Source organism: Paenibacillus polygoni (assembly GCF_030263935.1).
Lineage (GTDB): Bacteria > Bacillota > Bacilli > Paenibacillales > Paenibacillaceae > Paenibacillus > Paenibacillus polygoni.
Genome location: NZ_CP127162.1, coordinates 4,471,623 through 4,496,020 on the forward strand (window position 1 = coordinate 4,471,623; position 24,398 = coordinate 4,496,020).

20 protein-coding genes are annotated in these 24,398 nt (G+C 44.0%); 3 read left to right on the plus strand and 17 right to left on the minus strand.

Annotation, left to right across the window (positions count from 1 at the left end):
* Positions 1 to 68: 68 nt before the first annotated feature.
* The 5 genes from QPK24_RS21490 to ftsE all read right to left on the minus strand — a co-directional run bounded on the left by QPK24_RS21490 (position 69) and on the right by ftsE (position 6,181).
* A complete protein-coding gene (locus QPK24_RS21490; protein WP_285744559.1) occupies positions 69 to 1,373 on the minus strand; it encodes a PDZ domain-containing protein in 1,305 nt (434 codons plus the stop codon).
* A 224-nt stretch (positions 1,374 to 1,597) separates the two neighbouring features.
* The gene (locus QPK24_RS21495) at positions 1,598 to 3,058 is read right to left on the minus strand and encodes a S41 family peptidase (protein WP_285744561.1); all 1,461 of its coding nucleotides are present in this window, start codon (positions 3,056 to 3,058) and stop codon (positions 1,598 to 1,600) included.
* 105 nt (positions 3,059 to 3,163) lie between these two features.
* Complete coding sequence (locus tag QPK24_RS21500) at positions 3,164 to 4,477, minus strand: murein hydrolase activator EnvC family protein (RefSeq protein WP_285744563.1); 1,314 nt, start codon at positions 4,475 to 4,477, stop codon at positions 3,164 to 3,166.
* A gap of 110 nt (positions 4,478 to 4,587) precedes the next feature.
* A complete protein-coding gene (gene ftsX, locus QPK24_RS21505) occupies positions 4,588 to 5,505 on the minus strand; it encodes a permease-like cell division protein FtsX (protein ID WP_285744565.1) in 918 nt (305 codons plus the stop codon).
* The gene (gene ftsE / locus QPK24_RS21510) at positions 5,495 to 6,181 is read right to left on the minus strand and encodes a cell division ATP-binding protein FtsE (protein WP_160032769.1); all 687 of its coding nucleotides are present in this window, start codon (positions 6,179 to 6,181) and stop codon (positions 5,495 to 5,497) included. Before ftsE ends, ftsX begins: the two co-directional genes overlap by 11 nt.
* 209 nt (positions 6,182 to 6,390) lie before the next feature.
* Here ftsE and QPK24_RS21515 point away from each other — a divergent pair, with 209 nt between their 5' ends.
* Positions 6,391 to 7,845 (plus strand): VanW family protein, encoded by a 1,455-nt coding sequence (locus tag QPK24_RS21515; RefSeq protein ID WP_285744568.1) that lies wholly within the window; start codon positions 6,391 to 6,393, stop codon positions 7,843 to 7,845.
* Positions 7,846 to 7,972: 127 nt separating this feature from the next.
* Here the strand turns inward: QPK24_RS21515 and QPK24_RS21520 are convergent, their stop codons facing one another.
* Genes QPK24_RS21520 through QPK24_RS21530 form a run of 3 tightly spaced genes read right to left on the minus strand, consistent with a single transcriptional unit; the run spans position 7,973 to position 10,164 of the window.
* Positions 7,973 to 8,692 (minus strand): hypothetical protein, encoded by a 720-nt coding sequence (locus QPK24_RS21520; protein WP_285744570.1) that lies wholly within the window; start codon positions 8,690 to 8,692, stop codon positions 7,973 to 7,975.
* A gap of 51 nt (positions 8,693 to 8,743) precedes the next feature.
* Positions 8,744 to 9,520 (minus strand): polymer-forming cytoskeletal protein, encoded by a 777-nt coding sequence (locus tag QPK24_RS21525; protein WP_285744572.1) that lies wholly within the window; start codon positions 9,518 to 9,520, stop codon positions 8,744 to 8,746.
* The gene (locus tag QPK24_RS21530; RefSeq protein WP_285744574.1) at positions 9,520 to 10,164 is read right to left on the minus strand and encodes a YhbD family protein; all 645 of its coding nucleotides are present in this window, start codon (positions 10,162 to 10,164) and stop codon (positions 9,520 to 9,522) included. Before QPK24_RS21530 ends, QPK24_RS21525 begins: the two co-directional genes overlap by 1 nt.
* Positions 10,165 to 10,661: 497 nt before the next feature.
* Between QPK24_RS21530 and QPK24_RS21535 the strand changes: the two genes are divergently transcribed.
* Positions 10,662 to 11,438: an alpha/beta hydrolase gene (locus QPK24_RS21535; protein ID WP_285744576.1), complete on the plus strand. Its 777-nt coding sequence runs from the start codon at positions 10,662 to 10,664 to the stop codon at positions 11,436 to 11,438.
* A 226-nt stretch (positions 11,439 to 11,664) separates the two neighbouring features.
* Here the strand turns inward: QPK24_RS21535 and argH are convergent, their stop codons facing one another.
* The 7 genes from argH to argC form a co-directional block, all read right to left on the minus strand.
* On the minus strand, positions 11,665 to 13,074 hold the full coding sequence (gene argH / locus QPK24_RS21540; protein WP_285744578.1) for an argininosuccinate lyase: 1,410 nt from the start codon (positions 13,072 to 13,074) through the stop codon (positions 11,665 to 11,667).
* Between the two features lie 93 nt (positions 13,075 to 13,167).
* A complete protein-coding gene (locus tag QPK24_RS21545) occupies positions 13,168 to 14,400 on the minus strand; it encodes an argininosuccinate synthase (protein ID WP_191800454.1) in 1,233 nt (410 codons plus the stop codon).
* Positions 14,401 to 14,771: 371 nt separating this feature from the next.
* On the minus strand, positions 14,772 to 15,716 hold the full coding sequence (argF, locus tag QPK24_RS21550; protein WP_213530352.1) for an ornithine carbamoyltransferase: 945 nt from the start codon (positions 15,714 to 15,716) through the stop codon (positions 14,772 to 14,774).
* Between the two features lies 1 nt (position 15,717).
* Positions 15,718 to 16,926, minus strand: a complete 1,209-nt coding sequence (locus tag QPK24_RS21555) for an acetylornithine transaminase (RefSeq protein WP_285749488.1) — start codon at positions 16,924 to 16,926, stop codon at positions 15,718 to 15,720.
* A gap of 128 nt (positions 16,927 to 17,054) precedes the next feature.
* On the minus strand, positions 17,055 to 17,891 hold the full coding sequence (argB, locus tag QPK24_RS21560; RefSeq protein WP_285744584.1) for an acetylglutamate kinase: 837 nt from the start codon (positions 17,889 to 17,891) through the stop codon (positions 17,055 to 17,057).
* 45 nt (positions 17,892 to 17,936) lie between these two features.
* Positions 17,937 to 19,172 (minus strand): bifunctional glutamate N-acetyltransferase/amino-acid acetyltransferase ArgJ, encoded by a 1,236-nt coding sequence (argJ, locus tag QPK24_RS21565; protein ID WP_285744586.1) that lies wholly within the window; start codon positions 19,170 to 19,172, stop codon positions 17,937 to 17,939.
* 62 nt (positions 19,173 to 19,234) lie between these two features.
* Positions 19,235 to 20,284: an N-acetyl-gamma-glutamyl-phosphate reductase gene (gene argC, locus QPK24_RS21570; protein ID WP_285744587.1), complete on the minus strand. Its 1,050-nt coding sequence runs from the start codon at positions 20,282 to 20,284 to the stop codon at positions 19,235 to 19,237.
* A 292-nt stretch (positions 20,285 to 20,576) separates the two neighbouring features.
* Between argC and cls the strand changes: the two genes are divergently transcribed.
* Complete coding sequence (gene cls, locus QPK24_RS21575) at positions 20,577 to 22,025, plus strand: cardiolipin synthase (protein ID WP_407082936.1); 1,449 nt, start codon at positions 20,577 to 20,579, stop codon at positions 22,023 to 22,025.
* 128 nt (positions 22,026 to 22,153) lie between these two features.
* Here the strand turns inward: cls and QPK24_RS21580 are convergent, their stop codons facing one another.
* Both QPK24_RS21580 and prfB read right to left on the minus strand, forming a co-directional pair.
* Positions 22,154 to 23,044, minus strand: coding sequence for a YitT family protein (locus tag QPK24_RS21580; RefSeq protein ID WP_285744588.1), 891 nt, complete (start codon positions 23,042 to 23,044; stop codon positions 22,154 to 22,156).
* Between the two features lie 163 nt (positions 23,045 to 23,207).
* Positions 23,208 to 24,321, minus strand: a protein-coding gene (gene prfB, locus QPK24_RS21585; protein ID WP_285744590.1) for a peptide chain release factor 2 whose coding sequence is annotated in 2 segments (ribosomal slippage) — positions 23,208 to 24,248 and positions 24,250 to 24,321 — 1,113 coding nt in all. Because the reading frame shifts where the segments join, the coding sequence is not laid out codon by codon here.
* Positions 24,322 to 24,398: the final 77 nt, after the last annotated feature.

A 24,398-nucleotide genomic window follows, 5' to 3' on the forward strand; every position in this document is an offset into this window, starting at 1 on the left:
GTAGATTTGGAGGTCTTTCACTTATTAAATTATTTTATTATGACGGATGACGGACGACAGATTAACGATTAGCTGTCTTGCCGAAAAGCTTCAGCAAATCCTTCGTTTGGATTCACCTTACGCTGTGTCTGAAGCTTCATACCAAATATCTGATAGATTGACGCAGGACTCTCCTTAATTGCTGAACCTGTATCTGGATCAGGGGCTAGTAAGGCACCGAGCTGATGATGTTCGCCCTCGTAAAGAGCACGCTGTAGAAATTTACTTTCCCCGTTAATATTCCGTATTTCGAGCTTACAAAAAGCTGCATTCATCCGAAGACAACGATGTAAATCTGCCTCTGAATGAACCATTTGACCATTCACTTTGTAGATTACCTCACCAGGCATAAATCCAAGTTCGTCTGCTGGACTTCCCGGAAGAACGGCGAGAATCTGCAGGCCTTGCTTTGGATGAACATAGATCGGGCTTCGATTCTCCTCTTCATATGAACTAATCCAACTGAGTGCTTCGTGTCCCAGAAATGCGAATAGTACCGCAATAATCGCAGCTGGGCTCCACCACATCGACAACAGTCCCAGTAAAAGCAGGATGGCACCATATAAAGACATTCGCTTAGAGGTTAGGGAAACCTTCTCCTCTGGAAGCATCGTTTTGGTTATCTCACCAAAACCGATAATCAGTGGGAGTCCGAATAATAAATACGCTCCTGATCCTTGTAAAAATACAGGATCCCAAGGAAGATCGGCCCCAGTTCCTAAACCAGCAGGAATCAGCATCATGAGTGGAACGGGAGTTAAGTACTGCAATTGATAACCCCCAACCAATTTCCCTCGTTTCCCCTCAAAATAAACCGGGGATGCAGCTTGTCCCCGCTGCAAGCGAATAACGATGGCATGTATCAGGTGAAGTACCGCACAGAGTACAAGCAGGGAAGGGACACTAATCCGCTCAATCTCACCAATGATACTCCCCATAAAGCCGCCCGGCTGCCACTGTTCAAAGAACCCTAAGATCCACTGGATGAGCCCAAGAATACTGATCGCATACACCGCATTCAAATAACGCACACGAATTAGCATGAGTACGAAAGAAGTTACCCAGATCAGTACAACGCCTTGAATGGAAAGCTGAATTCCGAGGAACACATATAGTATAGAGACGATTACTCCAAGCATTACACCGGTAATCACGGTTCGAGTCGTTAATAACGGCCAGGCGTTAAGACGCACATGCATTAATTTTCGTTCCAGCATCCCTTGCCTGCGAAACCACAGAGCAATGATAATAATGGCAATATAATAAAATGGCTGGCTTAATAAATCAATCGCTGCATCTAATATCAGCCAAAGCCATGAGATAACTTCATTCAAATAGGTTCACGCTCCTTTTTATGCAATTCGTCGTTTTGTAAAAGTAATGAAATGGATTCAACTAAAGGTATTATAAAATTGTTTACTCATAAATCCAATAAAAAAAGAAGGCTGAACAGCAGCCTTCTTCTTGAAATCAGACAGTTATTCAACTATCTGCATTCCTGATTTCAGTTAAGAAAAACTTTTCTGAACGTTACATGTTCACCCTTGTTTTTCTTGTATTATTTCGACGCACCTGAAGTTATTTCCTTCTTCATTTCAGATACGGCTTTTTTAAGCTGAGTATCGTACTGCGGGTCACTGATCTTCTCGATGAGTGCTGCTTCCAGTGCTTCTGCCGTTTTCTCATCTAAAATGCCGCTGGCAGTAAGTTTTTTGGAAGTCTGGAAAGCCTTAATCGCAGTTTGTGTCTTAGCATCGAAATATCCATCTTTACGGTCTGTCTTAAATCCAAGACCCTCCAGCATCGTTTGTGCATTCTTCACATCCGTGCTGTTCGAATCAAGTTTAAGCGGTAAGTTATCCCTGTTAATCGGAGCTACTGAGAAGTATTCAGGCTGACTGACTGTAACATCAGGCTCAATCCCCTTCTCATGAATCCAATCTCCATTCGGTGTAAGCCATTTTGCTATCGTAATTTTCACTAGGCTTCCATCGCCAAGCTGGCGTTCAAAACTTGTCTGAACCGTTCCTTTACCAAAAGAGTTCTCTCCGAGCAGGGTTGCTCCTGCGGATTGCTGCAAAGCACCCGCCAGAATTTCGGAAGCACTCGCACTGCCTTTATTCATAAGTAGACTTACAGGGTAAGGTTTCGCAGAACCCTTAGATTCATTCTTTTCCCGATTGCCGTTCTTATCTTCTACCTGAACAATAAGCTCGCCTTTGGGAACAAATTGTTCTGCAATATCAATGACAACAGATAACACACCACCAGGGTTGTTCCTAACATCAATGATAAGGCCTTTCATATCCTGGGCTTCGAGCTTGGCTAGCTCTTCTTCAAAACGTTCTGCAGTATTCAGCGAGAATTGGGTAATAGTAATAATACCTACCCCATCTTCCTGCATTTCTGCATATACGGTTTCAAGGTCGATATCATCTCTTACAATCGTAAATTCGAGTGGATCTGTAGAACCTGCTCGCTTAACAGAGACCTTAGCTTCGCTGCCCTTTGGACCACGAATTTTGTTAACGGCCTCATTTAGGTCAAGTCCTTGAAGAGATTCTCCATTCACCGATAAAATGACATCCTTGGACCGTATACCTGCTTTTTCTGCCGGTGATCCTTTAATTGGCGAGACTACAATGACATTTCCATCCTGAGAGGAAACCTCAGCACCAATTCCTGTAAAGGATCCTTCAATTGATTCTTCAAACTGCGCTGCTGTCTCCTGTCCCATATAACTGGAATAAGGATCACCAAGCGCTGCCATCATGCCGTTAATCGCACCATCAATCAGTTCGGCACGATCAATATCCTGATAGTAGTTTTCTTCAATAAGACCAAGCGTTGTTTCGATTTTCGAAAGATCATTCTTCTGACTGCTTCCGGTTACACTCGCAAGTAAACCTTCTCCACCCTGACTATTCAGAGATTGAAAGTTTACAAATGCCAGTGTCAGCAAACACCCGCCTAGTAGGCCAATGATAACCAGCATGAAAGCAGAACGCTTCTTCATCATGAGCGTCACCGCCCTTTCTATTCCGTCTGACTTACAATTCACCCTGATCTACCAGCAAGAGTATATGATAAGCTTGTACGGAATATGCCCTAAGTATGCCGAATTTTACAAATAATTCAGTGGATTCGTATGACTTCCGTTCACCCGTACTTCAAAGTGCAAGTGATTCCCTGTTGAATTCCCTGTTGAACCGACCTCTGCTATTTTTTGACCGCGTGTTACACTGTCGCCTTCTTTTACCTTGATTCCACCGTTGCGAATATGTCCGTATACTGTCCATAGTCCATCTCCATGGTCGATAATAACGGTATTTCCATAACCGTTTGTCCATTCAGCCACGAGGACTACTCCACTCTCAGCTGCCGTAATCGTCGTACCTTCTGGCGCTGCATAGTCGATGCCGGCATGCATTTTACCTACTACACCGGTAATGGGGTGAACCCTCGGTCCATAACCGGATGAAATATAGGCACCTGAAATGGGCATCGCGAAAACTCCACTGCCGCTGGAAGTGCTGCTGCTTGAGTTGCTGCTGGAAGAACTACTGGAACTTGAGCTAGAGCTAGAACTGGAAGAAGAAACTTTCTGTTGCGCTTTTTTACGAGCTGCTTCTTCAGCTGCCGCTTTGGCTTTCGCTGCTGCCGCTGCCTGCTCCGCCTTCAGTTCATTCTTCTCTTGAAGCAAAGCTGAACGTTTGCTGGCAATTGCTACGAGCATACGGTCCTGCTCTTCACTCATTTCTTCCTGAGTCTCAATTTCCCCATCATACTGAGCGATAAGCTGCTGCTTTTCTATTTCTTTTGCATCAAGTTCCGCTTTGCGCTCTTTCTTATCTGCGTATAACTGCTTATGTTCTTTGTATTGTTCTTCAAGCTCTTGCTTCTTCTGAACAACCAATTCTTTGTCTTTCTTATGTTCTTCTAATAGATTCTGATCTTGATCGACAATCATCTTGAGTGAATCTGCACGTTGAAGGAAATCCGCAAAACTAGTAGATGAAAGTAATACATCAAGGTAAGATACCGATCCATCGGTATACATCAAACGCACACGCGATTCTAGCAATTCCTCACGGGCTGCAATCCGTTCTTCCGCTTCTTTCAACTCTTTTTTGGTAAGTCGTAAATTTTCCTCTGTTAACTCAATCTTATAAGAAATGTTAATGAGTTCATTACTTACAATATTAATCTGTTCGATAATTTTATTCAAATAATCTTCCGTTTTTTGCTTGTTATGTTCAGCCTCTTCTTTTTTCTTAGCTGCCTCTTCCTGTTTTGTCTTGGCAGACTGTGATTGTTCCTCGAGCTGTTTAATTTTATTATCGATTTCATTCAAGCTAGAAGCAGCATAACCATAACTAGGTGATAGGATTGCAGCGGTGAGTAAACTCATCGCAAGTGCAGTAGCCGTCTTTTTCAAGTTGTCTTCCCCATCCTTCATTTTAAAATATATATATCATCGCATTATTTTCTTGTTGTGATGAGCAGCTGCCCCTAAACCGGGACAGCCGTCATAAATGTAATAGTAAGTTAAACTTTCAGTGACTTACGAATAGACAATGTGCTGCCTAGAACGCCAACGAGTACTCCCATAATGAGGAGTGAACCTCCAAGCCAAACCCATAGACTAGATAAAGGTACTAGGTTCAACATTTTAATAATAATGTCTTCCTGTACAGTAATAAGCAGCTGGTTATAACCAGCAAACAAAATCCCGATCGTAATAAGTGAACCGATCAGACCGATCAGTGCACCTTCCACAAAAAATGGCCAACGAATGAATGCATTCGTGGCACCAACTAGCTTCATAATCCCAATCTCCCGGCGTCTTGCCAGGATCGTCACGCGAATCGTGTTGGAAATCAGGAACATAGACATTAGTGCAAGTCCCGCAACAAATACAAAACCGATCGTCCGGATCAGACGTGTAATCTTGAACAACGTCTCTACCGTTTCTTCACCAAAATTAACTTTCATAATAGGCTTCTCAGTATATTTCTCATTCAGAGCTTCAATCTTCTCCGCTACAAAATCAACGGTACTCGGATCAATAAGCTCAACTCGAATGGTGTCTGGAAGCGGGTTGTTATCTACATCAAAGCCTTCCAAAAGTTCCTGTTGATCCTCGCCAAGCTTTTCTTTAAATTCAGCCAATCCTTGGTCTTTAGGAACAAACTTAATCGAACTTACCTCTGGCATCGCTGCAATTTCTTCTTGTAATGTTGTACGAAGCTCTTCATCTACATTCAGCTGCAGGTACGTACTGATCTCTACCTGGCTGTCCGCATTATCGGCGATCGAATTAACATTCACGACCAAGAGAACGAACACTCCTAAAATCAATAGAGAAACAACAATAGACGTTATGGATGCAATAGACATCCAGCCGTTGCGGAAAATACTCTTGAATCCTTCCCGCAGATGGCGCAAGAAGGTGCTAAAATTCATAGCCGTATTCCCCTCTCAGCTCGTCCCTAACGATATGGCCTTTTTCAATCGCAATAACCCGTTTTCTCATCTTGTTCACAATGTCACGGTTATGCGTAGCCATTACAATGGTCGTTCCTCGGAAATTAATTTCATCAAGAAGCTGCATAATTCCCCACGACGTCTCGGGATCCAGGTTGCCGGTAGGCTCATCCGCAATAATAACAGAAGGATTATTCACAATGGCTCTAGCAATTGCAATCCGCTGCTGCTCCCCGCCGGAGAGTTGTGCCGGCTCTCGGTCTGCCTTTTCCTTTAGACCTACTAGATCGAGAACTTCCATTACACGTTTCTTGATATGCTTCTTAGGGGCTTCAATAACCTCCATAGCAAAAGCAACATTCTCATATGCCGTCATCTTCGGCAGCAGTCTGAAGTCCTGAAAGACCACCCCAATATTTCGTCTGACATAAGGAATCTTACGATGTTTCAACTTTCCAATATTAAATCCGTTCACTGATATTTGACCTTTAGTCGGTACTTCTTCTCTGTAAATTAATTTCATAAAAGTCGATTTACCCGCTCCAGAGGGTCCGACGATATAAACAAATTCATTGCGGTCGATCTTCACCGAAACGCCTTGAAGCGCATGCGCACCATTCGGATAGGTCTTCCACACGTCTTGTAACTCAATCACATCATCACTTCCCGTTGCATTAGTAGCTTCTTTTGCTCATTTCGACACTTTCCAATGATTTCCTTTAAAATCTCTCGATTTTCATCAAGATGTCTCTCATTGTAACAAATTTGTTACCTTTTGAGTAGCCGAAAGATTTCCTCTCCCTCCGCATATATTGAATGAGTGTTCCTAACACCGGGAAATCAGAAGTCTGAGAGGAGTTCTATATGAAAAAAGTTCACATTTCGTTCATGGTTTGTGTGTTTCTTTTTCTCCTATTCGCTTTTATCTTTGGCTGGCTATACATGTACGCTCACCAGTCCAAAATCCCCCCAGGAGTTCATTTATCCGGGTGGTCGGTAGGAGGGCAGGATAAGGATACCATACTGCAGGAGTTAGAACAGAAACTCACATCACTTGAAAATCTTCCGCTCGGAGTAAAGTCCAAGAACACTCCTATCTCCGATACGAAACTAACACTGGCTGATGCTGGAGTGACGTACAAAGCCGATCAATTCAAACAAGCTTTACGTACGCTTTCGGAAGGCGGTCTTGTCCAAAGAGTCGTTCAGCGCTGGCACTTCACTAAGCAATGGGAGCTGGAAGTGGACATCGTTCCTGATCATCTTAAGCAAAAACTCACTCCAGCTTGGGAAGAAAAGCAATTCGGAAATCCCGTAAATGCAGTTCGAAAAATTACACCAAACGACGAAGTTGTTTATACACCCGAACGTAACGTACAGCGGATTAAGTGGGATCAAATGAATGCGATTATATCTCAAATCGTACCTGACCATTTTTCAATACTTAATAAGAAAGATAAAGAACCGACTAGTATAGTTATCGACCTTCCCCTCCAAGAGTTGAAGCCCAAAGTTACCATTGCTTCTCTAAAAGAAGAAGGGATTGAAAGGAAGATCATTGAAGTGGTGACGTCTCTTGGATCAAGCGGAGAAGGAAGAACACATAATGTCAGCGCGGCAGCCAGCGCGTTAAACGGACTCATTTTAAAACCAGGGGATATTTTTGATTATGGCAGTATTGTCGAGAAGGCAGAAAAGGAGAGCGGATTTCAGGAAGCGCCCGTCATTGTAAGAGGTCAGTTAGTACCCGGTGTCGGGGGAGGGATATGCCAGGTATCCAGCACACTATATAATGCAGCCCTGCGAACGGGGCTAGAGATTGTTGAGAGGAGAAATCATTCCCTTCCTGTCAGTTATCTTCCTAAGGGGCTTGATGCAACCTTTGCGTCCGGGTACATTAATTTCCGATTTAAAAACACGACAGATAAGCACCTCCTTATTAAAGCAGAGGTAAAAGACCGCGAACTGAATGTCTCTTTCTTCGGAACTTTTCCGGAGAATGTAAGTTACGAACTCGATACCGAACTTCTCGAAACCCTTCCAGCTCCGCTCACCTATGTATCAGATCATTCTCTTTCCCCAGGAAGCGAGATGGTGCGTCAGGCCGGTTCAACCGGATATGTTGTTGCCTCTTATCAGATTAAGAAAGTAAATGGAGAAGTCGTCTCTCGTAAATTGATATCTAAAGACACTTACCGGCCGCAAGACCGAGTTCTTGCTGTAAACCGTACTGCACAGGAGAAAGAACCACCTCCATTGCCGCCCTCTTCGGACACTCCTCCCGTGGAAGATGGAGTTCGCACGGAAGATGCAGGCTAAGATTTCAATAGAAAAAGAGCGCTGCATCATTGCACGCACAATAATAACCCGGGCTGGTATGTTGCATACGTCCGGGTTTCTTTATTTTCTAAAACCGATTCATGGTGTATTACACCTGCTCATTCATCTATAACGAGCCAATCTGGTTGCAAACCTCTGTCACTGCGTCTGAATGCTTCTTGCAGGACTCACTATATTCGACAAGCCCAATTCGGCACCCAGGACCAATATAAACCTTACGTCCCCTTACTACTTTAGCTTCTGTATGCTCTAGATGCAGCACATCACCTTCTATCGTATCCGCGATCAGATCACTTTGGCGCTTAGGGTTAAACATGTGGAAGAGAGAAGACATCAGCGTTCGTTTAATCTCAATCTTGTGACCGCCGATCTCGGCAACTTTACAGAGCCCATACAATCCAATATCGATATGTTCAGCATTCAGCATCCCCTCTGTCTGAATTGCCCCTTTAATCCTCAATTGTTCTGCACTGCAATCGCCATGAAGGCGAACCGAGCCAAATGCTTTAAAATGCTCACTATGAATGGAACGTTTAACGACCGTATCTCCGTTTAGCTTCACATGCCGGACTTCCAGTTTCCCACCCACTTCGAACTGTCCGCTCGTTTTAATGGAATCTCCGTATACATCGCCCTGGACATGAAGACTCCCCGTAAGCTTAATCTGATTACTCCGGAGATGGCCATTTACCGCCGCTGTACCCGTACATTTAAAATACTGGCTCTCCACATCACTATGAATCACACCTTCTCCTACAATCTTTACGTTCCGAACGATGCCTCCACCCGAACTTCCGTTTCCTGTGATCTTAATGTCTTTATCCATGTGTCCACTCCTGTATCCTGTTATCATCTGTGGTTCCTCCTTACTTCCGTTCTACATCTGAACTTGCCGGCCTACTCGAGATTCAGGATCTTGCTCGTAAGATACGCTGTATTCCACTGCACCAATCTCACACCCAGGACCGATGGTAATCCGGCCTCCTCTAACTGTACCCGCATGAGTATGCTCTAGATAGATATCGTCCCCTTCTATGATATGAGTCTTTAGCCTAGGCGTCATAGCAGGTACGAACTGATCCAGTAATCTAACCTTTGATTTACGGCGGACCTGAATTTGCTCCCCGCCAATTTCTTCTACCTCACAACGATGATGCAGCACAATATCCACAGTTCCTGCGTTCAGCATACCCTTGATCTTGAAACCACCCTGTACTTCGATAGTCTCACATTCCACGTCTTTTCCTACTGTAATCCCACCTGCAACCTCTACACAGCTTCCGATTAATTTCCCATCGATCGTTGCTTTCCCGTTTACAATCAATTTATCAGTCTGCAGATGTTCTTTAATAGATGTTATTCCATCAATTCGGGTCTGCCTTGTCTTAACACTGCCTTCAATCTTGCTGCTTCCATTGACTTGATATTCATCCGCAGCCACACTTCCCTGAATATTAGCTGAACCATTCACAACATACCGTTCACAGTGAAGATTACCTTGCAGACCCGATGTACCATTTACTTCGTAACTCACACAATCGATATCGCCAGAAAATTTACCTACCCCATCCACACGTACGTGGCGGTACATACCGCCTGCTGCTCTGCCAACGCCTGAAATATTTAAGTCTGGTCTGGTTTGCTCGTTCTTCATTAGAACCCCTCCGACTCACTCAATTTAACTTTCAACTGCTCCAAATAAGTATTTAGAGATAAACGCAGAACTTCCTTAACACCTGTGTCAAAATAAACTTCGCTTCCTGTAGTCAGCATTGTAAATAGGGGGATTCCCATTTTTCGGGTCAAAATGATGTCACAACCTTTATCTTGAAACTTGCTGTAATACGCCTGAAACGTCTGTACAAGCAAAATTCCTTCTTCCCGGTTCATCTGTCCACTGGCAAGAGCCTGATCCAAAACATAGATACACAGCATTTCCTCAAAAGAAAAAGTTTGTTTCTCCTTTTCACTTCCACTTTCTAAAAAAAGATGTATTGAAATCGGTGTTACCAGATGTTTTCGCTCTATTTCTACACGGGTAAGCACCTTGTTACTCACCGAAGGGGAGAACACATCGGCCAATTCATCCAAAGAAAGTTCATCTTTCATGTTTTTTATTCGGTCAATTCGTGTTAAGATGCTTTCCCTAGGAAAAAAAGTCTCCTGTCCTGTAAAAGAAGATTTACGTATAAACCAATCCTCTGGTATTAGGTTTTTTCGCTTCCAACGATAGAGTTGACCGTATGATATTCCCGTCTGTTCCAAAAGTTCTTTCTTAGATATTAAGTCTTCAGTCATGTAATTCTAACCCCCTGAAGACAATGTAACATAACATTGTTACGCTGTAAATGTACGTTTCGTTCATTTCTCTGTTTTTATTGATGGGACGCTTGTTTTCTCTTTATTTAAAGAAATTTATGTAGAAAAATATATTTATTATTTAGTTACCAACCTGTTGATAACTTTTTGAAAATCCATTGTTTTTTTGTTTTCTATTCACAAATTGGTATTGGATTCGTGGAAAAACAGGATTGACTGTGGGTAATGTGCATAGAATTGTGCATAAACACGAAATTACTAATATCATTTTGCGATGAGTCTGTGAATAACACAATGTTATGCACAAAATGGGTATAACATTGTGAATGACTTTCTTTTTACTTCTCCATTCTTCCATTCACACCTGTGGATGAAGTCTCTTCGGTGCTTTATTTAGTGGCGATGATCCACCGACTTTCGTTATACTAGATGAGTATCAATGATGCTTTATCTTACATAGGGAGGGATTTGGGATTATGGCACTTATGCAATGTCATTTCTATTCAGAAGTACTCGGTATGAATACGACGATGCACGTTATTTTACCTCAGCAAACCGCTACACAGATTGGTGTCGATACCAAACAAAGCAATGGACTTCATCAAACACTTTATCTTCTTCATGGTCTATCTGACGATGACTCAATTTGGCTTCGCCGTACTTCCATTGAACGATATGCATCGGCTTACGGAATTGCTGTCGTTATGCCTAATGCACATCGCAGCTACTATACAGATATGGCAGAAGGAAGCGCTTATTTTAAGCACATATCCGAAGAACTTCCCAATCTTGCCCGTTCTTTCTTCCCTCTATCTGCAGCACGAGAAGATAACTTTGTAGCTGGCTTGTCCATGGGCGGTTATGGCGCAATGAAGATCGCTTTAAGTAAGCCGGAATCTTATGCAGCAGCGGCAAGCCTGTCAGGAGCACTCGACATGGCAAATCTTCAGGATCGGATGAATGAATCTGCGCAAGCGAATACTGAATTTAGACGAGTTTTTGGTGACCATGTGACAGATACCGAGAATGATTTGATGTGGCTATTAAAACAATGTGAACAAAAGGATGGCCCTAAACCGAAGCTGTTCCAATGTTGCGGAACAGAAGACTTTTTATATGAGGACAATCTTCGTTTCCGCTCAGCCGCGGAACAAACACGACTGGATTTCACTTATATAGAAGGCCCCGGTGAACATGAATGGGGTTATTGGGATGCCCGCATTCAGGATGTGCTGAAGTGGCTTCCTCTCTAATTCTTCTTTATAATTTAATGGACAAACTAGCTTTCTTTTAGTTGTAATTTAGTTATCTCTTAGTAGTTATCTGATAGCTATATTTTTAGCTATCCATAGTGATGTATAAAAAAGAGCAGCCACCGGGCTGCTCTTTATCTTTAGTATTTGTCTATAGCTTACTCTAATGAAATAGTCAGTGAGTTAGATCTATTTTTCGAGAGAGTTAGGTTTACATCACTTATACTTAAGCTTCTGCATGCTCAACAAGCCACTGATCCGTGAGCCGCATGATTGCTTCACTCCGTTTGATCGCATCGCATACTTGTTCAGTGGCAGTTCCCCCGTAAACATTCCGTGCATTCACGACCGCTTCCGGCTGAAGTACGGCGTAAATCTCCTCATCAAACAGCTCTGAAAATTGGGTGAATTCATCTAGAGTCAGATCCAGCAAGTATTTGCCGTTCTGAATACAATAAAGAACCGTTTTGCCAATAACTTCGTGTGCCTGGCGGAAAGGCAGTCCTTTGTTCACCAGAAAATCTGCGATATCTGTAGCATTAGAAAAATCTTTATTCACCGCTTCACGCATACGATCTTTGTTCACCTTCATAGTAGCAATCATTGGAGCAAACAACTGCAAAGCCCCTTCAAGTGTCGCTACCGTATCGAACATGCCCTCCTTATCCTCCTGCATATCTTTGTTATAAGCAAGCGGCAAGGATTTAAGAACCGTAAGCAGACCTATGAGATTTCCATAAACTCGGCCTGTTTTACCGCGAACGAGTTCCGGTACATCTGGGTTTTTCTTCTGCGGCATAATGCTGCTTCCCGTACAGAAGGCATCATCCAGTTCTACGAAACTAAATTCCGTACTGCTCCACAGCACCAGCTCTTCACTAAGACGGGATAAGTGCATCATGATCAGGGAGGCATCTGCCAGGAACTCAACGATAAAATCACGATCGCTTACTGCATCAAGACTATTCTCGTATACACGGTCAAATTGCAGCTGTTCTGCTACAAAATGACGATCAATCGGAAAAGTTGTGCCTGCAAGCGCTCCTGCACCAAGCGGAAGAACATTGATTCGTTTGTAACTGTCCATCAGTCTCTCTGCATCCCGCTGGAACATCGACACATAGGCCATTAAATGATGAGCAAAAAGGATCGGCTGCGCTCTTTGCAAATGGGTATAACCTGGCACAATGGTATCCACGTTATCTCTCGCCTGCCCAATAAGTGCTTCTTGCAGCGTATGGAGCATTCCGACAATTTCAATTACCCGGGCACGCAAGTATAAATGCATATCTGTTGCTACCTGATCGTTCCGACTACGACCTGTATGTAATTTGCCGCCTACTGGACCAATCTGATCAATTAAGTTCTTCTCAATATTCATGTGGATATCTTCATCCGATACGGAAAATTCAATCTCACCTGCACGAATTTTACCAAGTACCGTCTGCAACCCTTCTTTAATCGTCTCCACATCTTCCTGAGGTAAAATACCGCACTTTCCTAGCATACTCACATGAGCCAGACTGCCCTGAATGTCCTCTTCTGCTAGTGCTTTGTCAAAGTTAATCGATGCTGTATATTCTTCTACCAGATGATTCGTTTGTTTCGTGAAACGCCCGCCCCATAGTTTACTCATGTCGCTGCCTCCCTTTCACCTCTCATGGACAAAGACCGTCCCTATTACTTATCAAGGAACGGCCTTTCGTCTCCTTACCCTTTATAGCTGCTTTTATTGATTCTGAGCTACTCCAGAACCTACTTTTAGTCTCAATGCGTTCAGACGGATAAAACCTGTAGCATCTCCTTGATCGTACGCTTGTGTTGGATCTGCTTCCATCGTAGCAATGTCGGGATTATATAAGCTGACCGGGCTTTTCACTCCCGCGCCAATCACGTTTCCTTTGTATAACTTCACACGAACCGTTCCGGTTACGTTCTTCTGGCTCTCTGTAACGAGTGCTTGAAGAGCAAGACGTTCTGGAGCAAACCAGAATCCGTTATACACGAGCGTGCTGTAACGAGTAATCAGACTATCGCGCAGGTTCATCACTTCACGGTCCATTGTGATGGACTCCATTTTGCGATGTGCTGTAAATAGAATGGTTCCTCCTGGTGTTTCATACACGCCGCGGCTCTTCATGCCGACAAAACGGTTCTCCACCATATCCACACGGCCAATTCCATGTTTGCCGCCCAGTTCATTCAGTTTCTCCATTACTTCCAGCGGGCTAAGTTTCTCACCATTCAAAGCAACACAGTCACCTTTATAAAATTCAAGCTCCAGATATTCTGCTTCATTCGGTGCATCCTCAGGATCATTACTCAGTAAGTACATTTCTTTGTTCTCAGGAGTGGTTGCATCAAACCAAGGATCTTCAAGGACACCACTTTCATAACTGATATGTAGTAAGTTACGGTCTGTAGAGTATGGTTTTGCTGCGGATGCGGTTACAGGAATCCCATGTTTTTCGGCATAGGCAATCATCTCTGCACGTCCAGGGAACTGATTACGGAACTCTTCTAGACGCCATGGAGCAATAACCGCAATATCCGGTGTAAGTGCAGCCGCGTTCAGCTCAAACCGAACTTGGTCATTACCTTTACCCGTTGCTCCGTGAGCAATGGCGGTTGCCCCTTCAGCGATAGCGATATCCACCATACGTTTTGCAATCAGGGGACGAGCAATACTGGTACCGAGTAGATATTGTCCTTCATACATTGCCCCTGCCTGGAACATCGGGTAGATGAAGTCTTTTGCAAACTCTTCGCGAAGGTCGTCAATGTATACTTTGGATGCTCCTGTAGCGAGTGCTTTTTCCTCTAGGCCATCAAGTTCGTCTTTTTGTCCGATATCTGCGGTAAAGGCAATAATCTCTGCGTCATATGTTTCTTTCAGCCATTTTAGAATGACGGATGTATCTAGTCCGCCGGAATAGGCTAATACTATTTTCTCTTTTGCCATGTTGTTTCCTCCTCGTTATACGGTGGCTGGGGGCTCGATATTGACGGATCGTTATTGACTGATGCAGAGGGATCGTTATTGACTGGTTCTCTCCGGTTGTTTTGCTTCGCAAAGCCAAAAGTCGTTCATCATTCAATAACTTCACCCTGAGCAGTAGTTCATAACCTCCGACATTAAAACCGAACCCCTAAGCACAGGCTGCTTTGTTATCACTCGCTCACTGTGCTAAAACCCTGGAACGAATCTCTCTATCAGCTACTCTGTCATGTCTATTCCATATTCTAACATCAAACGCGATTTATTTTGTCATTTTATAAAAAAAAAGTAAGTTACTGTATTCATTAGTGGAAGCATCGCTTACTCGAAGCGTTTTATCCCATTAGTGCGGCCATTAATGCTTTTTGTGCATGCAGGCGATTCTCTGCTTGATCAAAAATGGCGGAGTTCGGACCGTCAATAACTCCCTCACTCACTTCTTCTCCACGGTGCGCTGGTAGGCAGTGCAAGAAGATATAATCTGGTTTTGCACCTTTTACAAGTTCCTCATTTACCTGATAATCAGCAAAAGCCGCTTCACGCTCTTTTTGCTCCTCTTCAAATCCCATACTTGCCCACACATCGGTGTAAATAATATCTGCATCTTGTACTGCTTCTTGCGCGCTGTTTGTTACCACAACCTCAGCACCTGTTTCTGTAGCAATGCTCTTTGCCTGATCCACAATAGCTGCAGACGGTTCATATCCTTTCGGACTTGCCACGGATACGTGAACACCCAGCTTCGCTGCTCCGAGCATTAATGAATGCGCCATGTTGTTGCCATCACCGACATACGCCATCTTTAGACCTTTCAGTTTGCCCTTATGCTCAAGTACGGTCTGGAAGTCAGCGAGTACCTGACAAGGATGTGCATCATCGCTCAGTCCATTAATGACAGGGATATCCGCATACTTCGCCAGCTCCGTTATATTGCTGTGTGCAAAAGTACGAATCATAATTCCATCGAGGTAGCGGGATAGCACCTGAGCCGTATCACCGATCGTCTCGCCGCGACCGAGCTGGATATCATTTTTACTAAGAAACAGCGCATGCCCACCGAGCTGAAACATCCCCACTTCAAAGGATACACGAGTACGTGTGGAAGACTTCTCAAAAATAAGTCCAATGGTTTTGCCCTTCAGCGGCTGATAAACCTCACCATTTTTCTGCTTCTTCTTGATATCAATGGCCAGATCTAGAAGATACTCGATCTCTTCCTTCGTGTAATCTGTAAATTCGATAAAATCCCGTCCGTGCAGATTTAGTTTTGTAATTGCCATACTATTCTCCTCCTAAGGGTCCTTTGGCAGCGACATGTTCTTCAATTAATATTGCAATCAGCGATACCGCAGTATCGATTTCTTCTTTGGTCACATATAAATTCGGAAGGAAACGGATGACGTTTGGTCCTGCTGTCACAAACAAGAATCCTTTTTTCTGTCCCGCAAGAACGATGTCACCTACAGCTTCTTTGCACTCAATGCCGACAATCAATCCTTGTCCCCGAATTTCAGTAACAAAATCTTGATCTATCAGCTTCGTCCGCAGTGACTCGATTAAATAATCACCCATCTCCGCCGCGCGAGCAGGGAGATTATCTTCAAGAATGGTCTCCACCGTGGCAAGAACGGCAGACATAGCAAGTGGAGTTCCTCCAAAGGTCGTAGCATGACTGCCCGCTGTGAACGCTTCACGCAGGTATCCTTTACCAAGCATCGCTCCCACAGGGAAGCCGCTCGCAATCCCTTTTGCTACGGTGAAAATATCCGGTTCAATACCGTAATGTTCATGCCCGAACAATTTTCCTGTCCGGCCCATTCCCGTCTGTACTTCATCCATAATAAGCAGCAGTCCATGTTCCTCACACAATGCTTTGACCTCTGCCAAGAAAGCAGGTTCTACGATGTGAATGCCGCCTTCTGCCTGAATCATCTCAAGCATAATGGCTGCTGTATGCGGCCCAATCGCTTCTTTCAGCGCCGGAATATCGTGTAGAGGTACGTGAACAAACCCTTCAGGAAGAGGAAGAAATCCTTCTTTTACCTTGTCTTGGCCCGTTGCCGTCAGCGTAGCCAGTGTGCGTCCGTGGAAAGACTGCTTGAAAGTAACAATTTCATAACGATCGTTACCTAGCACTTTTTGCTGATATCTTCTCGCCAGTTTAATAGCCGCTTCGTTCGCCTCAGCACCGCTGTTGCAGAAAAACACAGCATCTGCACAAGTGTTCGCCGTAAGCAGCGCAGCCGCTTTCTCTTGAGCAGGGATATGAAACAGATTCGATACATGCCACAATTCATCCAGCTGATCTTTTACTTTGGCAATAACTCGATCTGGCGCATGACCGAGATTCGTAACGGCGAGTCCGCTCATGAAATCAAGATATTGATTCCCCTTATCATCCCACAAATAACTTCCTTTTCCTTTCACAAGGCTTATCGGATAACGAGCATAGGTTGGAAAAAGGGAACTCTCTGTATTCGCTGTCTCTATCGTCTGCTGTTCCGTGTGTGATTCCTTTACAGGCTGCTGAGATGAATTGGTAATCGTCAATTATTTCACTCTCCTATCCATGAATACGCGTATACTGCGTCCACTTACTTATTTAGAAGTTCTATGAATTACATCCGTACAATTCGAGTGCCGATCACTTCACCTTGAAGTACTCTGCTGAGCACGCTTGGCTCACTTCCATCGACGATAATAACTTCCTTCACTTTCCCCTGAATACATTCAATGGCTGCTTTTACTTTGGGAATCATGCCTCCATAAATTTCGCCGGTCTGAATCATATCCTGTATCTCTTGCACCGCTACGGTACCTAGCACTTTTTTCACACCATTCACATTCTTCATAATTCCCGGCACATCGGTTACCACAATTAATCGGCTCGCCCCAAGGTGTGAAGCTACTGCTCCTGCTGCTGTATCTGCGTTGATGTTATAGCGCTGTCCATCCCCATCTATTCCAATCGGAGCAATAATCGGCATATATCCCATATCTAGCACCCCTTGAATAATTGATGCTTCTATTCGGGTGACATCTCCTACATGACCTACTTCTGCATGGTTACTGACGGGTTTCGCCTGAATGAGTCCTCCATCCACACCGGAGAGGCCCAGCGCTTTACCACCAGAAGACTGGATTCGCCGTACGATCTGCTTGTTAATGCTGCCGGCAAGTACCATCTCTACAACATCAAGAACGGGTTCAGTCGTTTTACGAAGTCCATTCACAAATTCGGTCTCAATCCCCAGCTTTGCCAGGTTCTCAGATATTGCAGGTCCGCCGCCATGAACAATGACAGGCTGCATCCCTTCTGCTTGGAGCTTCTGCAGGTCTTCAAAAAAAGCATCCGGAAGCGCAGCAAGTGTGCTGCCTCCGCATTTCATAACAAAGGTGCGGATATCTTTTTGCGCCTCGTTATTCTTTTTCAAAGTGTCTTGTGTTATCGTCATGCCTCTATCCCCTTCCTCGTAACAAAAGTAGCGGACAGCCCTCTCTTACGTCCGGTAGGCCGCATTAATTCGAACATAATCGTAAGTCAGATCACAGCCCCACGCGGTTGCGTTCCCGCTTCCTCCATGCAGATCCACATGGATCTGAACTGAATCTCCTTGCAGATAACGCAGAGCTTCTTCTTCATCAAAAGCAACCGGACGTGATCCCGATAACACTAAAATAGATCCAAGCTTCACATCCACCTGATCGGGCTGAACGGGTTCTCCTGCACGACCTACAGCTGCAATGATCCGTCCCCAGTTCGCATCCGCTCCAAACATCGCCGATTTTACGAGACTCGAACCAATGACCGTCTTAGCTATCGCTCTTGCTGAATCATCCGATACCGCACCCGCAATATTCACTTCAACGAGTTTGGTCGCTCCTTCTCCGTCTCTTGCAATCGCCTTAGCAAGCACTTCACACACATAGTTAAACGCTGCTGCGAAGTTCTCCCAATCCTTATGCCCCGGGTGCAAAGTTTTATTACCTGCAAGCCCGCTTGCCATCGCAATGAGCATGTCATTTGTACTTGTGTCACCATCTACGGTAATCATGTTAAAGGTAGCATCAGTTGATTTTCCAAGCAGACCTTGAAGTGCAGCCTGATCCACCTGTGCATCGCATGTCACAAAAGCCAGCATGGTTGCCATATTCGGATGAATCATCCCGGAACCTTTTGCAGCCCCTGCGATCATTACTTCTTTTCCATCTATATAAGTACGGACGCAAATTTCCTTCTTCACCAGATCCGTTGTCAGGATGGCTTGGGAAAAATCACTCGCTTCTTGTTTTCCTGAACCTACTCTTGCAGGTAATCCTTTAATCCCGGCATGCACTTTTTCCATATTAAGCAACTCACCGATCACGCCTGTCGATGCCACGGCTACATTCTCTACTGCAATACCCAGCTCTCTTGCTGTTGCGAGCCGCATGGCATAAGCATCTTTTTCACCTTGCTGCCCTGTTACGGCATTCGCATTCCCGCTGTTTACAACAATCGCCTGCAGTTTACCGTTCTGCATACTCTCTCTGGTAACTTGAAGCGGTGCGGCTTGAAATACATTCGTTGTATACACTGCCGCTGCATCCGCTAGAACTTCACAGGTAATGACACCAAGGTCATTACGCTCTGTCTTTTTGAGTCCACAATGCAGTCCCCCTGCTGCGAAACCTTTTGGTGATACGATTGATCCTTCCGGTATAACTTGAAACGCTTGATATGCAACCTGTGCCATAACCTCTCCCCATTTCCATACAGGTAAATAAAATCGACTGCAATACGGCTATCTCATTCGAATTACGGGTATACTGGTAAAAAATTCAGTCCGGTCTGTTCATCCCAGCCCATCATCAGGTTCAAATTCTGGATCGCTTGGCCTGCAGCACCTTTTACGATGTTGTCAATGACGGATATAATCGTAACTCGGCCTGTTCGCTCATCCACTGCAAAACCAATATCACAATAATTGGATGCGAATACTTCCTTTGTAGCCGGCCAAATCCCTTTATCACGGATTCTTACAAAAGACCGGTTCTCATAATACTGCTTATAAACATCTATAAAATCTTGATCAGTATATTCGCCTTTCAGCGGAGCGTACATTGTACTCATAATTCCTCTAGTCATCGGAACCAGGTGTGTTGTAAACGTAACGGTAACCGGCTCTCCTGCTTGGTCGCTAAGGACCTGTTCAATCTCAGGAATATGCTGATGCTTATTCACTTTGTAGGCTTTAAAATTCTCATTCATCTCTGCGTAATGGGAAGATAGACTCGTTCCTCTCCCAGCACCAGATACTCCCGACTTCGCATCAATGATAATACTGCGGTGATCGATCAGCCCTGCCTTGATTGCGGGAATCAGTCCTAGCAGCGTCGCTGTTGGGTAACATCCTGGATTGGATATAAAGGAAGCACCTGCTGCATTCTCTCCATAGATCTCGCTTAAACCGTATACCGCCTGATCCAAATAGATATCTTCTGCCGGACTATGTTTATACCACGCTTCGTATTCCGCACCATCTGTCAGTCTAAAATCACCTGAAAGATCAATCACTTTCAAACCTGCATTAATCAGCTGAGGAACCAGCTTCGTACTTACTCCCGATGGAGTTGCTGTGAATACGAGATCAATCTCTTCTGCCATCTTCACAATATCAATCCCGTCCAGCTTCTGATCCACAATTCCTGTCAGATGAGGAAACCCTTCAGTGATCGAAACACCGCTTGTTGAAGACGAAATTACAGAAGTAATCTCTACATGGGGATGCTGATACAAAAATCGAATGAGTTCCACACCGCCATATCCAGTAGAACCTACGATTGCAACTTTGCATTTCTGAGTCATTGGGTTGCCTCCATCTCATGAATAGTCTATTTTCTATGTATGTAATCCATTTATAGGTTGATCATGCTAAAATATACTTTTTTATTCATCGATGTGCATTATTATACATTGATGTTTATATAAATACAACACTTTATACATTATTCTATACAAATGAAATCATTCATTATTATTTAGCACCCAGGGATTCGATGAAAAATGAAATATCTATTTCCGATGTTTCCAACAGAGTGTTATGATGCATAATAGGGTTTAAATAAATCTCTATATCATATTTAAAGGAGCTATCGCTTTGGATATTAATCACATCAGCTCTATTATCATTCTGGTGATCAATATGCTGCTGGCGGCAGCTGTTGTTTTCCTGGAACGAAAGGATGCTACCTCAACGTGGGCTTGGCTGCTTGTGCTCACCTTCATTCCGATTCTCGGATTTGTTCTCTACCTGCTGCTTGGTCAGAACCTCACTCGCTATCGCCTCTTCCAATGGAAAGAACGCGCTAAACTTAATATCGATCAGATGGTCATTGATCAAGTTCATCTTTTGCAGGAAAAAGATTTCCCGTTTCGCAAACTAGACACTTTAGAATACAAAGACTTCATCTATATGCATCTTATACAAAATGGAGCTTTATTCACCGAAGATAACAAGGTCGATATCTTTGTAGACGGTCATCAGAAGTTTGATAAACTGCTTGAAGATATTCATAATGCGAAAGACCATATTCACATTCAGTACTACATTTATCGTTCTGATGGACTTGGGAAACAAATTCGGGATGCACTGATTAAGAAGGCTAAGGAAGGTATTTATGTACGAGTTCTTTATGATGCGCTTGGTTCTAGAACGCTGAGAAAACGTTTCTTTAAGGAACTGACTGAAGCTGGAGGAAAAGTAGAAGTGTTTTTCCCATCCAAACTAAGTCCCATTAACCTTAGACTAAATTACCGGAATCACCGAAAACTCGTCATTATTGATGGACAGATTGGATATACGGGTGGATTTAATGTAGGGGATGAGTATCTCGGTCTCGACAAAAAATTTGGATACTGGCGTGACACGCATCTGCGAATTCAAGGAACTGCAGTTGCGACCCTTCAAGCTCGCTTTATCATGGACTGGAACGAAGCTTCTCGGTATCATGACATCACGTTTGTACCTGCCCATTTCCCTGAACCAGAAAAAACAGGCCATGTAGGGATGCAGATCGTTACCAGCGGACCTGATGCAGAAATCGAACATATCAAGAACGGGTACATAAAGATGATATCGGCGGCCAAGAAATCAATCCTGATTCAGACCCCGTATTTTATCCCGGATGCTAGTATGCTCGATGCTGTTCGTATCGCTTGTTTGTCGGGAATTGATGTACGTATCATGATTCCGAATAAGCCGGACCATATGTTTGTATACTGGGCAACCACTTCCTATGTTGGTGAACTGATTAAAGTGGGCGCAAAAATCTTTGTTTATGACAATGGCTTCCTCCATACCAAAATGATTGTCGTCGATAATAAAATAGCAACCATCGGGTCAGCTAATTTCGATGTGCGCAGCTCCCGTCTGAACTTTGAAATCAATGCTTTTATCTATGATTCTGATATTGCACAGCAGCTGACCGATGCTTTCGAAAAAGACTTACAGCTCTCAGCCGAGCTGACAGAAGAACATTACAAGCAGCGTTCCCTCTGGATTCGCTTTAAGGAATCCATCTCCAGATTGCTTTCACCTATCTTGTAAGAGGATACGAAAAGCATAAATACAAAAAAGGACAGACCGATGAAGGTCTGTCCTTTTTTTCAGTTCATTTGAGCAACTAGCCATTTGCTACCGCATTTCCAAGTTATTTATACCATATGCTCAGCTGTTTAAGCTCTCGTAAATCCTTCACCTAATACTTCATGTGCATTCGTAATCGTCACAAAGGCATTCGGATCAACGGAACGTACGAGGGCTTTTAAACGAGTAATTTCATTTTGTGCAACGACGACCATCAGCACCGTCCGATCATCATCTGTGTAACCGCCTTGTGCGGAAAGTTTGGTTAGACCACGGTCCAGATCATCGAGAATCGCTTTTGAAATGGACTCTGTTTGTTCCGAAATAATATAAGCCACTTTGGAGGTGCCAAAGCCCATTTCAACAGAGTCAATTACTTTACCTGTGACATACAAACTGATGAGAGCAAACAAAGAGTTCTCCAGTGAAAGTATCCATCCCGCCAGAATAATGACGGTTCCATCAAGCAGCATGACACATAAAGAAAGTCGTAAACCGCTAAATTTCTGAATGATCTGTGCAAGAATCGTAAGACCACCCGTTGAACCGCGGCCCCGATATACAATCCCAATCCCTAGACCGACTCCAATCCCGCCGAAAATGGATGCCAAGAGCGGATTGCTTGTCGGAACTGCCCATGTATCCGTCAGATAAACAAAGAAGGGAAGCATAAAACTTCCGAGTAAGGAACGAACTCCATATTGTCTGCCCAGAATGAGATAACCGGCAATAAATAGAGGGATATTCAGCGCCCACTGGGTGTACGCAGGTTCAACACCTACCGCCTCCTGCACGAGAATGGATATTCCCGATACACCGCCTGATGCAATCTGATTGGGAACAAGGAATAAATTAAAGGCAATCGCCATAACAAACGATCCAAATATAATCAAAAATGTATCTAGTGCCATTCGTAGCGGTCCATCAATCGGAATGATGGAGTTCCATCTTTTGTTTTTGGGTTGTTGTGCTTGCTGCATTACGTTCTAATCTCCCCTTAAAATAATATCGCTATATATTTATTTCATAATCCATGCCACAAGGATAAAAATGATTACGGCATGATCGATGTATCCCCTATTTCAACCAGCAAAAAAATTCCTACACGGTTATACCCCTTACCATGTAGGAATTCCCTATAAATTATTCAGACTCCACCTTAATTTGCTTGCGGAGATATCCGTCAATAAACGGATCCAGGTCGCCATCCATGACAGCACCTACGTTCCCTGATTCTACACTTGTACGGTGATCCTTTACCATACTATAGGGATGGAACACGTAGGAACGAATCTGGCTGCCCCATGCAATATCCGACTGTTCCCCTCGGATTTCATCCAGTTGTTTTCTTTGTTCTTCTATTTTACGTTCATAGAGTTTAGAACGAAGCATCGTCATCGCACGCTCACGGTTCTTGATCTGAGAACGTTCATTCTGACATGTTACGACTACACCCGAAGGTAAATGGGTGATACGCACCGCGGAATCCGTCGTATTGATATGCTGACCACCGGCACCACTTGCCCGGTACGTATCAATCTTCAGATCTTCCGTCCGGATATCCACCTCTACATCTTCCGTAATCTCCGGTACCACATCACAAGATACAAAAGAAGTATGTCTACGGCCAGAAGAATCGAAAGGTGAGATCCGAACCAGTCGGTGTACTCCTTTTTCCGCTTTTAGATAACCGTAGGCATTATAACCTTTGATGGAGAGAGTTACACTTTTAATGCCTGCCTCATCTCCCGCTAGATAGTCGAGCACTTCCACTTTGAAGCCATGTTTCTCGGCCCAGCGTGTATACATCCGAAGCAGCATCTCGCCCCAATCCTGGGATTCCGTTCCGCCTGCCCCTGGGTGAAGTTCGAGAATTGCATTCATTTTGTCATAAGGCTGATCGAGAAGTAACTGTAGTTCGAACTCATCCAGCTTATTCACAAGCGATTTGATGGTCTCTCCTACTTCAGCAGCGACATCTTCATCGCCCTCTTCGTCGGCAAGTTCCATCATCATCGTGGCATCGTCATATTCTCGTTGTAACTTCAAATAATCGTCCACGGATCCTTTTACCGCGTTCATCTCAGCAATGATTGCTTGTGCTTTATCACTATCGTCCCAAAAATCAGGAGCAGACATTTTCTCTTCAAAGTTAGCAATCATTTCATTCTTTAGGTCTAAGTCAAAGAGACCCCCTAAGGTTGGTTAATTTCTTGCTGATTTCGCGCAAATCTTGTTTTACGGACGGATCGATCATATTGCAAATTCCTCTCTTTACTGTAGATAAAGCCCCATCAGAGCCTGCCAGGTATACTAGCAAGCTCCAAGGAGCTG

Bases quoted from the DNA above. Each gene is read 5' to 3' on its own strand.
- QPK24_RS21545 (WP_191800454.1), bottom strand. From the start codon at position 14,400: ATGGCAAAAGAGAAAATAGTATTAGCCTATTCCGGCGGACTAGATACA.
- QPK24_RS21530 (WP_285744574.1), bottom strand. From the start codon at position 10,164: ATGACTGAAGACTTAATATCTAAGAAAGAACTTTTGGAACAGACGGGA.
- QPK24_RS21520 (WP_285744570.1), bottom strand. From the start codon at position 8,692: ATGGATAAAGACATTAAGATCACAGGAAACGGAAGTTCGGGTGGAGGC.
- QPK24_RS21515 (WP_285744568.1), top strand. From the start codon at position 6,391: ATGAAAAAAGTTCACATTTCGTTCATGGTTTGTGTGTTTCTTTTTCTC.
- QPK24_RS21535 (WP_285744576.1), top strand. From the start codon at position 10,662: ATGGCACTTATGCAATGTCATTTCTATTCAGAAGTACTCGGTATGAAT.
- argF (WP_213530352.1), bottom strand. From the start codon at position 15,716: ATGGCAATTACAAAACTAAATCTGCACGGACGGGATTTTATCGAATTT.
- argJ (WP_285744586.1), bottom strand. From the start codon at position 19,172: ATGGCACAGGTTGCATATCAAGCGTTTCAAGTTATACCGGAAGGATCA.
- argB (WP_285744584.1), bottom strand. From the start codon at position 17,891: ATGACGATAACACAAGACACTTTGAAAAAGAATAACGAGGCGCAAAAA.
- QPK24_RS21525 (WP_285744572.1), bottom strand. From the start codon at position 9,520: ATGAAGAACGAGCAAACCAGACCAGACTTAAATATTTCAGGCGTTGGC.
- QPK24_RS21495 (WP_285744561.1), bottom strand. From the start codon at position 3,058: ATGATGAAGAAGCGTTCTGCTTTCATGCTGGTTATCATTGGCCTACTA.
- QPK24_RS21580 (WP_285744588.1), bottom strand. From the start codon at position 23,044: ATGCAGCAAGCACAACAACCCAAAAACAAAAGATGGAACTCCATCATT.
- argC (WP_285744587.1), bottom strand. From the start codon at position 20,284: ATGACTCAGAAATGCAAAGTTGCAATCGTAGGTTCTACTGGATATGGC.
- ftsX (WP_285744565.1), bottom strand. From the start codon at position 5,505: ATGAATTTTAGCACCTTCTTGCGCCATCTGCGGGAAGGATTCAAGAGT.
- argH (WP_285744578.1), bottom strand. From the start codon at position 13,074: ATGAGTAAACTATGGGGCGGGCGTTTCACGAAACAAACGAATCATCTG.